Annotated in this window: 11 protein-coding genes; 10 read left to right on the plus strand and 1 reads right to left on the minus strand. The window is 45.0% G+C overall.

Translation table 11 applies throughout. The features are described 5' to 3' along the window. Positions 1-115 precede the first annotated feature (115 nt). The 3 genes from ACR6HW_RS11715 to ACR6HW_RS11725 all read left to right on the plus strand — a co-directional run bounded on the left by ACR6HW_RS11715 (position 116) and on the right by ACR6HW_RS11725 (position 5420). A complete protein-coding gene (locus tag ACR6HW_RS11715; RefSeq protein ID WP_455727914.1) occupies positions 116-2101 on the plus strand; it encodes an oxidoreductase in 1986 nt (661 codons plus the stop codon). A 177-nt stretch (positions 2102-2278) separates the two neighbouring features. Then, entirely contained in the window at positions 2279-2881 is a 603-nt protein-coding gene (locus tag ACR6HW_RS11720; protein ID WP_455730883.1) for a TetR/AcrR family transcriptional regulator, read from the plus strand. A 295-nt stretch (positions 2882-3176) separates the two neighbouring features. Beyond that, entirely contained in the window at positions 3177-5420 is a 2244-nt protein-coding gene (locus ACR6HW_RS11725; RefSeq protein ID WP_455727915.1) for a U32 family peptidase, read from the plus strand. Positions 5421-5708: 288 nt separating this feature from the next. Here ACR6HW_RS11725 and ACR6HW_RS11730 read toward each other — a convergent pair whose 3' ends face one another. Beyond that, on the minus strand, positions 5709-6410 hold the full coding sequence (locus ACR6HW_RS11730; RefSeq protein ID WP_455727916.1) for a hypothetical protein: 702 nt from the start codon (positions 6408-6410) through the stop codon (positions 5709-5711). Positions 6411-6683: 273 nt separating this feature from the next. On the opposite strand from ACR6HW_RS11730, the gene ACR6HW_RS11735 reads away from it, so the two are divergent. The 7 genes from ACR6HW_RS11735 (at position 6684) to ACR6HW_RS11765 (ending at position 12754) form a co-directional block, all read left to right on the plus strand. Next, positions 6684-7088: a pyridoxamine 5'-phosphate oxidase family protein gene (locus ACR6HW_RS11735; protein ID WP_455727917.1), complete on the plus strand. Its 405-nt coding sequence runs from the start codon at positions 6684-6686 to the stop codon at positions 7086-7088. Positions 7089-7161: 73 nt separating this feature from the next. Beyond that, positions 7162-7611, plus strand: a complete 450-nt coding sequence (locus ACR6HW_RS11740; protein ID WP_455727918.1) for a MarR family winged helix-turn-helix transcriptional regulator — start codon at positions 7162-7164, stop codon at positions 7609-7611. A gap of 26 nt (positions 7612-7637) precedes the next feature. Then, entirely contained in the window at positions 7638-8474 is an 837-nt protein-coding gene (locus ACR6HW_RS11745; RefSeq protein ID WP_455727919.1) for an encapsulin, read from the plus strand. A 10-nt stretch (positions 8475-8484) separates the two neighbouring features. Continuing rightward, on the plus strand, positions 8485-9225 hold the full coding sequence (locus tag ACR6HW_RS11750; RefSeq protein WP_455727920.1) for an NADPH-dependent oxidoreductase: 741 nt from the start codon (positions 8485-8487) through the stop codon (positions 9223-9225). 310 nt (positions 9226-9535) lie between these two features. Further along, positions 9536-10375, plus strand: coding sequence for a MurR/RpiR family transcriptional regulator (locus ACR6HW_RS11755; RefSeq protein WP_455727921.1), 840 nt, complete (start codon positions 9536-9538; stop codon positions 10373-10375). A gap of 3 nt (positions 10376-10378) precedes the next feature. Further along, on the plus strand, positions 10379-11272 hold the full coding sequence (gene murQ / locus ACR6HW_RS11760; protein WP_455727922.1) for an N-acetylmuramic acid 6-phosphate etherase: 894 nt from the start codon (positions 10379-10381) through the stop codon (positions 11270-11272). Between the two features lie 9 nt (positions 11273-11281). Then, entirely contained in the window at positions 11282-12754 is a 1473-nt protein-coding gene (locus ACR6HW_RS11765; protein ID WP_455727923.1) for a PTS transporter subunit EIIC, read from the plus strand. The last annotated feature ends 1 nt before the right edge of the window (position 12755 follow it).

A 12755-nucleotide genomic window follows, 5' to 3' on the forward strand; every position in this document is an offset into this window, starting at 1 on the left:
TGAGAATTCTCAAATAAAAGGCGTGCCTAAAACATATTGACAAGGTGTTAACAAGGGTATATAATTTGACATAACGTATTCGGCGAATATATTATGTCAAATTAGGAGGGTACTTATGACCATTGAAACAGGCAAGTTATTTGAACCGATGACCATCGGTAAGTTAAGACTGAAAAATCGCACGGCGATGGCACCAATGGGTTTGGTCGGCTATTCCGATGCTAGCGGCGGCTTCACTGAAGAAGCCCAAAACTACTATATTGAACGGGCTAAAGGCGGCGTCGGTCTGATTATTACGGGAATATGCGCTGTTAATCACAATGAAATACAAGAACAGGGACTTCCGTGTCCAACTTACAACCCGCTGCTGTTCAACATGTCGACGGCGCCGATGAATGAAAAAATCCACGCTTACGACGCCAAAATTCTATTGCAGATAACAGGCGGGCTTGGACGCTCTGCAATGCCCAACTTTATTAAGGTGGCCTATGCGCCGTCGGAGCAATCCAACCGTTTCGATCCGTCACTTAAACACCGCGAAATGACTGTAGGAGAAATCGAAGGCTTGGTTCAAGACTTTGTGAAGAGTGCTGCAATCGCCAAGCAGTCCGGATTCGATGGCGTTGAGATTCACGCTGTTCACGAGGGTTACCTCCTAGATCAATTTGCTATGGCTTGCTACAACAAACGTACAGACGAGTACGGAGGCGATTTAAGAGGGCGTTTAAAGATTGCAACCGATATTGTAAAGGGCATTAAAGCGGCTTGTGGAGAAGACTTTACGGTTTCTCTGCGCTTTAGTGTGAAGAGTTTTATGAAGGGGATGCGCCAAGGGGCTTTGCCGGGTGAAGTTTTTACAGAGTTTGGCAAGGACTGTGACGAGGGGATTGAATCGGCTAAAATTCTCGTGGAATCCGGTTACGACATGCTCAATGTAGACGCCGGCACTTACGACGCTTGGTATTGGAACCATCCGCCTATGTATTTTGAGAAGGGGATGTACCGTGAGTTTGGTCGAATGGTCAAAGAAGCGGTGGATGTCCCTGTTATTTTGGCGGGGAGAATGGACGATGTCGAAGTGGCTGTAGACGCTTTGAAGGACAGTTGTGACATCGTTGCGTATGGGCGACCGCTTCTGGCCGATTCTCATTTGGTGGAGAAAATTCAAATGGGGCAACTTGAAGACATACGACCGTGTCTGTCGTGTCACGACGGCTGTATGGGACGCATCGCCCACGGCTTGCCGCTGTCTTGTGCGGTGAATCCAGCCTGTGGTCGCGAGGTCAAGTACGGTTTGCAGCCGGCAGCAGCAAAGAAGAAAGTACTGGTTGTAGGGGGTGGCGTAGCCGGTTTGGAAAGCGCCAGAGTTTGTGCAACCCGAGGTCATGAGGTGACATTGGTGGAAGCGACAGACAAGCTCGGTGGGAACATCGTCCCCGGCGGTGTACCGGATTTCAAGGAAGACGATCGCCAGCTGATTGTCTGGTATGAGACACAGCTTAAAAAACTCGGCGTAGAAGTGGTTATGAACACTTCTGCTGACGCCGACTATGTCAAGGGTTTTCATGCAGACGCAGTGATTGCCGCCACGGGGTCTACCCCTATAGCACCTGATTTCGGCAATAAAAACAAAATTGTGTCCGCGGTGGACGTTCTCCTCGGCAAAGAGACTGTTGGTGATAAAATTGCCGTTATCGGTGGCGGTTTGGTCGGCTGTGAGGCGGCTTTGTGGTTGGCTGAGCAGGGCAAGAAAGTGTATGTCATCGAGATGCTTTCCGATATTCTCGGCGGCCCGCACGGCATGCCGTTTATGAATTACGACATGCTCAAAGACTTGCTTGCGTACAACCATGTCGACGTTTATCGCAACACAAAAGTGACCCGTGTCCACGAGCAATCGATTTCAGTTGAAGGCCCTGACGGCAGTGGCGACATGGAAGCGGACACGGTGATAACTGCGGTGGGCTTTAAAAGCGAAAACAAGCTGCAAGAAGCGCTGAGAGGCTGTGGTGTACCGGTGTACAACATAGGCGATTCCCGCAGTGTTAAAAACATTATGAACGCCATCTGGGACGCATACGAGGTTTCGAGGTCAATTTAATCTGTATGAACAAACAGTGGTTACGAAGACTGTGTGCTGTTGCCCCACTAAGAGGTTAGGGGGCAACAGTACTTTTTTAGGGGTAGGGGGTCAGTCGTTTCAAGCACCTCTCGATTTATGGTATAATTAAGGACAGCATGTACAATAAAATCGGAAAGAGGTAGACGGGTGAAACAAATGACAAACAGGCAACTCCAGGCGTTGGAAACGAAAAAAAAGTTGCTCGATGTATCGATAAAAATGATTCAAAAATACGGGTACGATACGGTGACGATTCAGCAGATTTGTGAAGAGGCAGGGGTATCTGTCGGCGCATTTTACCACCATTTTCAAAGCAAGGCGGGGATTGTCGTCGCTTCTTATGCGCAGTGCGATGACTATTTTGAAAACGAAGTCTATGGCAAATTGTCTAATGAAACTTATATTGACCAAATCGTCGCGTACATCGGTTATCAAGCACAGTACGCGATGACGTCGGGGCTAGATGTCACTGTTCAAATTTATAGAGCTCAAATAACCGAGGGGACGGCGTTTTTTCTGTCCGATGAAAGAGCACTGCCCAAGGGGCTCTACGCCCTCATAGAAAAGGCTCAGAAAAACGGCGAATTGACTGCGGCGGTTCCTCATAAACAAATTGGGCGGGAGTTGTTAATCATCTCTCGAGGGATTATATACAACTGGTGTCAATGCGGTGGCACTTATGATTTGACGCAGAAGGCCGAGGACATGGTGAGAAATTACCTCGCGGTGTATAGGGATTCGGGAAGTGCTGAAAGCTAAGAAGGCGATTTGAAAAAGAGGTCTGTAGAAGCCGGTAGGGCTTCTATGGGCTTTTTTTAAAAGTTTTTTGGTGACTTTTAGGGGGTACCGCCTCTAGGCGTATGGGGTCATCGGCTGTTGATTTTCCCCCTGAGAACCACAACTTTTCTTGTGTTGTGCAGTGTGACTTGTTATAATGTACTGTGGCAAATTGGGACGGATTTTAAAAATAGAGACACTCAAATAGTCCAACTTGGAAAAACTGTGTAAGCCGTGTAGCCCTTAGTGCTCAGTGGCGGGTATTGTGGAGGAAAAAATGACTGAATTATTGGCGCCGGCAGGAAATATGGAGGCTTTAAAAGCAGCTGTTTCTAATGGGTGTGATGCGATATACTTAGGTATGCAAAAGTTTGGGGCACGTGCCTATTCCTCGAACTTTGACTTAGAAGCGTTAAAAGAGGCCGTTGCATATGCACACCTCAGACAAGTTAAAATTTATGTGACGATGAACACCATTGTTTTCGAAAACGAAGTGGAAGAGATGCAGGCGCAGATGGACGCGTTAAACGCCATTGGTGTAGACGGGATTATCGTTCAGGACTTGGCGGCATTCGACTATATTGTAAAAAACTTCGTCGATATGGAAGCCCATTGCTCTACCCAAATGGGCATAGACGATTTAGACGGCACATTGCTCTTTAAAGAATTGGGCGCTAAAAGGGTGGTGTTGTCCCGAGAGGTTGAAATTGAAAAGGTAAAAGAGATTAGGAAACAGGCCAAAATCCCTTTGGAGATTTTCGTTCACGGCGCCCTATGTGTCTCTTATTCAGGCAATTGTCTCATGTCCGGCTTAATCGGCTATCGAAGCGGGAACCGCGGCAGATGTGTGGGGTCGTGTCGAAAGACTTACGAGCTCATCGACACCACCACAGAGACCATCTTGGGTAAAAACTATATTTTGTCGACGAAGGACTTAAACACCATCGATCATATTGACGCCTTAAAGGGCATCGACTCTTTAAAAATAGAAGGTCGAATGAAAGAGCCTGCATATGTTGCCAACGTCGTCTCCAGATACCGCATGGCTTTAGATGGCGAGATAACGCCGGAAGACAAAGAAAATCTAAGCAAGACGTTCAACAGAACTTTTACTAAAGGCTATCTGTTTCACGAGGACCAAAAAGAGATTACCAATATCTCAAGACCTAACAACTCAGGTTATGAAGTGGGCTGGATAAGCAAGCGGATTCAGGATAAGTACGAAATAACGCTTTCGCGGCCGCTCAATCAAAATGACATCATTCGAATCAGTCACGGCGATGAAGATGTAAATCTGACCGTTGTCAAGTTGTACGATAGGGAAGGGCAACTCATCAATAGGGCGGAGACGGTCTGTTACATTAAGGTTAAGGAAAAGTTGTCCAAGGGCGACCGGGTATATATTTCTAAAGATTACGCCTATTACAAAGCTTTAGAGGGGTCAATGGAACAAGAGTTTAGACGCTTTGATCTGGACATCAAAGTGTACGCGTATCCGGGGTCAAAGCTTGTGATAGAAGCGGCGGGCTTAGGCTGTCAGTACCTCTATGAAAGCGATGAGGTACTGGGTGAGGCCATTAACAATCCGACGACCGAGGAACAGGTAGTCAAGCAGTTTTCAAGAGTAAACGACACGGTGTTCAGGCTCAATGGCGTCGCGTTTGAGGCGGGCAATGCCTTTGTTCCCGCCAAGCTGTTAAATGTGGCGAGAAGAGAGATTGTGGCAGAGTTATACGCTCTTAAACTCAACAGCCAAAAGAAGAGAACGAAGGCGCCAAAAGCGAAAGATAAAATAAGCTTCGCCCCTGTGAAGCCGTATTTGACGGCGACGGTGACGACTCGGGAACAGTATGACGCTTGTGTAAGCTGCGGTATAGAACCCGTCTATTTTGAGAACGTCGTTAGAAGAAATCAAATCGACTACAAGCCCAAAGAGGGGGAGTTGCTCATAGGCGGTTATGGCGGCATTCACCATTACAAAGAGACGAATCCCTTTGTGACGGATTATTCTTTAAACGTTGTCAATTCAACAAGCTGTTACGAGTTGTTTAAACTGGGAGCCAAACGCGTTACTTTGTCTTATGAGCTGAACAAGCGACAGATTGAAGAGTTAGTATCGGCGTATCACAGAGAAAATGACGGTTATCCCGCTCTAGAAATGGTTGTATACGGCAGGGCGCCGTTGCTGTTTACAAAGTATTGCCCGCTGAAAAAGATGGATCAATGTGGCAAGTGTAGGACGAACCGCTATGAACTAAAAGACGAGCACGGAACGTTTCCGATTCTTTCTCATGAGGATTGTACGGCGACGATTCTCAATGGGAAAACACTGAACTTGCTGGATGAACTGCAAGCGATTAAAGACGTCGAGGCGTTCCGACTAAACTTTACAATAGAGTCGAAGGCACAAGTTATCGAAGCGATTCACCATGCGTTAGGCAAGCTGAACGGGTCGTTGACGGAGACGGTCTTTAATCAGGAGACAGATACAAGAGGTCATTTTAATAAAGAAATTATGTAGTGCGCTTCCCACCGGCCATGTGGGAGTTGTTTCTAAAAATAAACGCCCGAACCCCGCTGGCAGCATAGGGGTTCGGGCGTTTATCATTTCTCCAGTTCAAAATAACGCATTTCATTTTCATCCACAATATGCTTAAACCCAAGCTTTCGTAGGATATGCTTGCTTCTAACGTTTATTTTATTTAAGTTTAAATCGTTAAAGGCATAATCGATTATCAGCTGTTCTGCTTCATACCCTTTTCCTTTACAGAAATGTCTCCTAGCTTCATGTTTTAGGCGTTTTATTTACTTATTTTCCGACAGTAAAGCCGTCAAAGTAGTCGCCGCCAAATGGCGAGAGCATTTGGTCAATGAGTTTTATCAGAATCGCCTTATCTCTCGATGTGTAAAAACTTAGAATCTGTTTTTCAAACACTTCGGCAAATTTGGGGTCGTGTTTGTACATGGCGCGCTTAATCCATTTGGACTTACCAATCCAAGCGTTGTGAGTGAGCAAATAGAATTCATGTAGTTTGACCACGAGTTCATTTGCGATGAGAAGGGTTTCAAAATCATCTGTGCTTCCGACGAGATCTTCTTTTAAATCGGTAATAAAATACCTCATGGTGTCAACTGTTCTCTCAGACGGTTTTCCGGGCCCTTTTGAAATCAAGTTTGTCGCTTCTTTTCTCAGGGCGTCTAGAAAGTCGTTTTGGCGTATGTCGACGGATTCTTGTACCATAACCGGCAAGCTGGGCATTTTTCTATCACAGTCCTCTTTGAAGTAGTGTTTAAAGGACGCTTCGTTGTGTACAAATGCCTCTATGGGGACCCCTTCAAAAACAAACGATTCCCGATACCCTTTATGAATGCAGCTGTTGTAGATGATTAAATCAATATCAGAGGTCTCGGTGCCTTCACCTCTGACGATGCTTCCCGCCATTAATGCGCCGTCGCAACTAGGGTATTTGAGCTCGACAATTTTATGGGCTATTTCTAAATAATTGATCATGTGTTCAACTCCAGTGGGGTGTTCTAAGTATTTGAGACAGCAAATTGAGGGGATGGCGTTTCCCAGTCGCATTAAGTTGTTCTTCTGGGCGCGTACTTATAGTATAGCTTATTTTGAGGTGCGGTGTTCTTTTAAAATTCAAAATAATTTTACAAAAGATAATTGACAAAGACTCTCAAGAGGTATATAATCAATCTTGCAAGATTAATCTTGCGAGATTAAATTATGTTAAGTATGGCAAATCTAAATATATGACGAGAGAGGATGGGTATTATGCAAGAAGTTATGAGTTTTTTTGGCGATGTGAATACACCTGTAGCTTTTGCAACAAGCGATGGAGATAAACCAAGCGTGCGTTTCTTTTCGTTTAAAATGGTAGAGGATGGGAAGTTGTATTTTCTGACTTCTAATAAGAAAAATGTTTATTCAGATTTATCTAAAAATCCTAAGGTGGAAATTTGCTCTATGCCAAACGCAAATCAAGAATGGCTTCGATTAAATGCCACTGTAGCCTTTGACGACAATTTGGCGCTGAAAAAGAAAGCTTTTGAAATGCTTCCAATGCTTAAAAAAGCTTATGGAAAGCCTGAAAATGAAGAAGTGGTGTTGTTTTATCTGGAAAATATCGAGGCTAAAAAACACACCCTGTCAGGGACCGTAGAAGAAATTTGGGCTTAATAGGGCCGGGCTGTATGTTAATTGCAGCCTACTGAAGAAACCATTTTATTTAGAAAGGACAGGTGTCTTTTAAGTGACAACTGATGATAAATTAAAACTGGACAACCAACTTTGCTTTCCCATGTACAAAGCGGCTAAAGAGATTATCACAAAGTATGGCGAACTGTTGGAACCGCTTGATCTCACCTACACACAATATTTGGTGATGATGGTCTTATGGGAGTTTGAAACCATTGATATGAAAACTTTAGGGGATAAACTGTCCCTCGACTCCAGCACGTTGACGCCGCTACTCAATCGCTTAATTGAAAAAGAGTACCTTTCAAAGACGCGAGATGAGAAGGATCGTCGCTTGGTAATCGTCCAAATTGAGCCAAAGGGCATGGCCATCAAAAAAAGTGCCTTGTTAATCCCCGACCAGATTTATAAGAAGGTGGCTTTGACACCGGAAGAAGCAGAAAATCTGAGAAGTATTTTAGACAAAGTGGTCGAAAAGTTGTCTTCTAGCAAGTCTAAAAAGTAAAAGCAACTAAAAAAGGAGTGAACGATATGACTGTAGAGAGTACTGTTGGCTTAAAGGTATCTGATGAAGTGGTCAGTGAGTTTTTAAACACCATAGAAAAAGTGAAAAACACAACACTGGGCTTACATGATTTGAGGGGTACTGAAGCACTGGATTCTGTAGATATGGAAGTTATACAAGAAGTTGAAAACAAAAAAAATGCTGTTCAGGGACGTCGATTTAAGTTGCCTGAAAGCACAACGAAGTCGCAGAGCGTTTATACTTATGAGTCGATGCCTTATCTTGAGCCACGTTTTCCTTTTGCCATAAGCAAAGAAGAACTCAAGATGATTGAAGAGGGGCTAGAGCCGTTTGAACTTGCCCCTTTGGAAGATGCCATGAGAGCACTTTTACACTTTGAACAAGAGGTGTTTTTTAACGGCATCGGTCAACCTGGGGCGATGGGACTATTTTCAACTTTGAAAACCCCATCAGTTGTCACCGATGGCAGTCCACAATCGGTGATAGACAACCTTTTAAAAAGCGCTATGATTTTAAGAGAAAATTTCTTAAAAGGCCCTTATCGCATCATTATGGGAAGAGATTTTTTACGACACACATCGCAGTTGGTTAGCGGTCGCACGCTGGCCAGTATCATTGAAGATGAGTTGGGCAGAGATATTGAATTTTCTAATGTTATTAAAGGTGCTGTTCTTATGCCGGCTGAAACAGATGATTTTGTCATTGAAACTGGAAAAGAGTTGACTTTGGTGGTGGATCATGTCACAGAAGAAGCCGTTCATTTTTACTTGACCAAATCTTTTAGAGTTCAGTTCTTAAATCCCAACTTGGCAACACGACTACAACTATCTGAAAATCAATAGGGAGGCTTATATGAAAGATATCTATGAAGTGATGATGAATCACAAATCGATTCGCAAGTACAAAGAAGAACCCGTCCCTCAAAAGGACCTTAAAAAAATTCTCAACGCCGCTATTCACGGCCCAACGTCTATTAATGGTCAGCAGTTTAGCATTTTGGTCGTAAAAGACCAAGCAAAGAAAGACAAGATTGCCGAACTGGCTGGTGGACAGCCTTGGATTGCTCAGGCACCTGTGTTTTTAATCTTTTTAGCGGATTACCATCGCGTGGCGGAAACGATGAAGCGCGACGGCCTCGCCGTTGAAAACATGGACTCTATAGAAGCCACTATGGTGGGTTCTGTGGATTGCGGGATTGCCTTTGGCAATGCGATGACCATGGCAGAGAGCATGGGGTATGGTATCGTCCCTATTGGCGCCATTCGCCGAGAACCGTACGAAATTATCGAGATGCTCGAACTTCCGAAATACGTCTATCCAGTGGTGGGCATGTGTGTGGGACTGCCGGATGAAAGTCCAATGCTCAAACCGCGCTTCCCTTATGAAGTGATGGTTCACGAGGAGACGTATGCTGCCGATGTGAAAGCCGCTATTGAGGCTTATGATCAGGTGGTAACCGACTACATGAACGAACGTACGCAAGGCGCCGATGTGAGAACTTGGAGCCAGACGGTTAGTGGCGTATACAAGCAGGTTTATTTCCCTAAAGTGAAAGGGAGTCTTGAAAAACAGGGCTATACAAACGAGAAATAGCTTTAATCGGCGCGTGCTGGTAAGGGCTTAAAGAACAGCGTTAAAAGTTTTTTTAAAAGGGCTTTTAACGCTGTTTTTTCATTTTTTGCTGTTGGTATGCGAATACCTCGTCTTGATTGTATGAAAAATATCCGTTGAAATAAAGAAACGACTTTAAAAAAGGCCGTTTTTTGTACTGTCTGTTACAAAAGTTTCACATTCCCCTGTTATTTCTGTAAAATATACCGTATCATGAAATAAAGTTTCGTTCTAATTCGGTAATCTTGAAATAAAGTTCTCTTAACCGTATAGTGAAAATAAGGAGAAAAAGATGAAAAGCGTTGTTGTCAGATTGAGGGAGTATCTAAAAGAGACAAGTGGTGCAGAAAAAGAAGTCATCGACTATATTATTGAACATCAAGAGGAAGTTGCCCAAATAAATATTCACGAACTTGCGAGCCGAACGTACACATCGGCGTCGACAATTGTGAGGGTGTGTCAAAAGAACTCTTTTAAGGGGTTCAAAGAACTCAAAAACAACCTTGTTCAAGAGCTTGCCATTCAAAAACAATCGGCCAAAGAGTTCAATAGAGACCTCTCAGACGCAGATGACTTGGAATCGATTGTCGATACCATTACACATATTAACATGAAGTCTTTGGATGTCACGCGGAACTTAATTGATTTGCAAACGTTGGAACAATGCATTGAATCGATTGTAAGGGCCGTCAACATAGGCATCTTTGGTATAGGCTCTTCTCTGATTGTCGCTAAAGATGCACAGCAGAAATTCATGCGTATCAACAAACAGTGCTTTGTCTATGAAGACTGGCACCTACAACTGTTGCAGGCCAAAAATATGAACAGCAGCGACATCGGCATTGTCATTTCCTATTCCGGAGAAACCGACGAGATGATTCAGTGCATTCAAGAATTAAAGAAAAACGGTGTAGAAGTGATCTCCATTACGCGATATGTCGAGTCGAGGATTTCAAAGTTGGCAGACCACAATATCTTTGTGGCCGCCAATGAATCGACATTGAGAAGTGGTGCCATGTCCTCGAGAATTTCACAGCTGAACATCATTGATATATTGTACACAGGTTGTGCAAATAAGAACTATGATGCGTCCATTAAACGCATTCAAGCGACCTCTATGAAGAAAGGATAACCCATGACAAACTTAAGTGAGCTGGTGACGGAAAATAGAAATAAAAAGACGATGGATTTAGACGGCATGTCCATCGAAGAAGTGCTTCACGTGATGAATGAAGAAGACGCCTCTGTGGCCAAAGCCGTCGAAAAAGAACTCGGCGATATAGCCAGAGCCGTCAAGGCCGTTATAGAAGCGTTTGAAAACGAGGGGAGGTTGATATACGTAGGGGCGGGAACCAGTGGGCGTCTGGGGTTGCTCGATGCCGTTGAATGTCCACCGACATTTGGAACGCCCCCGGAAAAAGTTGTCGGTCTTATTGCCGGTGGCGACCAAGCGTTTTTACGCGCTGTGGAAGGCGCAGAAGACAGCGAGGCACTGGGTGCAGAAGACCTAAAGAAAATAGAACTCACGCGTAGAGACGTCGTTGTGGGTTTAGCCGCCAGCGGGCGCACCCCTTATGTCATCGGTGGTTTGAACTATGCGCGGCGGTTAGGGTGCAAGACCGTCGGCATCACATGTAACAAGGGGTCAAAAGTGGGGGCAGCAGCTGATATCCCCATTGAAGTGGTCACAGGCCCTGAAGTGCTCACCGGTTCGACGCGGCTCAAAGCCGGTACGGCTCAAAAAATGGTGGTCAACATGATCTCGACAGCTTCTATGGTCGGCATTGGAAAAGCGTATCAAAATTTAATGGTGGATGTACAGCAGACCAATAGGAAGTTAAAAGTAAGGGCTGAAAACATCGTTATGCAAGCGAGTGAAGTGGATCGTGAGACCGCGAGAAAAGCTTTGGAACAAGCAGAGGGACATGTCAAACTTGCAATTTTAATGCTGCTGTTGTCATGTGATGCAGAGACGGCAAAAGCAAAACTTGTAAAAGGGAAGGGACACATTAAAAACGCATTGATTTAGGAGGCCAGTATGGATTACAATCAATTATCAAAAGATATTATTGAACGCGTTGGGGGAACTGGTAATATACGAAGTGCCACAAATTGTATGACGCGTCTAAGGCTCGAGTTAAAAGAGGACAGTTTAGCCGATATTGAAGGTTTAAAAAAGCTCGAAGGCGTTATCGGCGTTATAGGCGATGGGACGTTACAGATTGTCGTGGGTCCCGGAAAAGCCAAACAATTGCTGGATGCGTTTTTAGTTGTGGCGCAACTCGGTCACGCGTCTGAAGAAAATTGGAAGGCCAACAAGGCCGCGGTTAAGGGGCATCAAAAACAAAGTCGATTAAAGCAAAGTCTTAGAACCATCGGCGAGATTTTTATTCCGCTGCTTCCGGCCATTATTGCCGCCGGTATATTCAACGGTTTTGCCGGCTTGATTACGAACCTTCAATCCACTGGGAACCTACCTGCAAGCGATGTTTGGAATACGATTCGGTTGTTGTTCTCACTTATTGGCGGCTCTTTCCTCGGGTACTTCACTATTTTTACCGGTATCAATGCAGCTAAAAAATTTGGGGCGACAGAAGCGCTTGGCGGGATGGTCGGAGCGATGTCCGTTATGGGACAAATTAACGAGCTCTCAGGGATTTTCGGGATGTACAACAGCGAGGCCCCTCTATTGTCGGTATTGCGCTCGGGTAAAGGTGGCGTTATCGGCGTTATTATCGGCGTCTATATACTGTCCAAAATAGAAAAACGCGTTAGAAAATGGGTGCCAGATGTTTTAGACCTTATTGTAACGCCTTTGGTGACACTGGGCGTAACCACTGTCGTATTTGTGGCTGTTATTATGCCGATTTCAGGTGTTTTCTCAGATTACCTTGTAAAAGCACTCGAAGTGCTGGTGTCCTCAGATATAGCAGCTGTTAACATCATCTCCGGGTTCTTATTGGCGGCTTTGTTCCTCCCGATGGTGCTGTTGGGCCTTCACCACGGGCTGATTCCCATATATGCGGTTCAACTTGAGGCTGTGGGCGGTGTCTCGCTATTTCCTGTACTCGCAATGGCAGGGGCGGGTCAAGTCGGTGCAGCTATTGCCATTTATATGAAGGCGAAGAAAGTCGGCAACCATCAAATGAAACAGGTGATTTCAGGGGCGTTGCCTGCGGGAATCCTCGGAATAGGCGAGCCGCTCATTTACGGCGTCACATTGCCTATGGGCAAACCCTTTATTACAGCGGGAATCGGAGCGGGCTTTGGCGGTGCGTACGTTATGATTACCAAAGTGCTTGCAACTGCTTGGGGGCCGTCGGGGATTACGGCGATTCCGTTGATGCAACCGGATTCGATGCTCAATTATTTTATCGGCTTAGTGGTCTCCTACATTGGCGGTTTTATTGTCACCACCCTCTTTATTAAAGAAAGCGACGTTGCAGAAGTGGGTAAGGGAGGCCTTGAAATACGCGGTGGCGTAGGTCAAGAGCGCTTAGGTGTGAAGTGAT

The sequence above is a fragment of the Fusibacter sp. JL298sf-3 genome, from assembly GCF_053842995.1.

What these genes read in the sequence shown, in the direction of transcription:
- ACR6HW_RS11715 (WP_455727914.1), top strand. Translation starts at nt 116, where the DNA reads ATGACCATTGAAACAGGCAAGTTATTTGAACCGATGACCATCGGTAAG.
- ACR6HW_RS11720 (WP_455730883.1), top strand. Translation starts at nt 2,279, where the DNA reads ATGACAAACAGGCAACTCCAGGCGTTGGAAACGAAAAAAAAGTTGCTC.
- ACR6HW_RS11725 (WP_455727915.1), top strand. Translation starts at nt 3,177, where the DNA reads ATGACTGAATTATTGGCGCCGGCAGGAAATATGGAGGCTTTAAAAGCA.
- ACR6HW_RS11730 (WP_455727916.1), bottom strand. Translation starts at nt 6,410, where the DNA reads ATGATCAATTATTTAGAAATAGCCCATAAAATTGTCGAGCTCAAATAC.
- ACR6HW_RS11735 (WP_455727917.1), top strand. Translation starts at nt 6,684, where the DNA reads ATGCAAGAAGTTATGAGTTTTTTTGGCGATGTGAATACACCTGTAGCT.
- ACR6HW_RS11745 (WP_455727919.1), top strand. Translation starts at nt 7,638, where the DNA reads ATGACTGTAGAGAGTACTGTTGGCTTAAAGGTATCTGATGAAGTGGTC.
- ACR6HW_RS11750 (WP_455727920.1), top strand. Translation starts at nt 8,485, where the DNA reads ATGAAAGATATCTATGAAGTGATGATGAATCACAAATCGATTCGCAAG.
- ACR6HW_RS11755 (WP_455727921.1), top strand. Translation starts at nt 9,536, where the DNA reads ATGAAAAGCGTTGTTGTCAGATTGAGGGAGTATCTAAAAGAGACAAGT.
- murQ (WP_455727922.1), top strand. Translation starts at nt 10,379, where the DNA reads ATGACAAACTTAAGTGAGCTGGTGACGGAAAATAGAAATAAAAAGACG.
- ACR6HW_RS11765 (WP_455727923.1), top strand. Translation starts at nt 11,282, where the DNA reads ATGGATTACAATCAATTATCAAAAGATATTATTGAACGCGTTGGGGGA.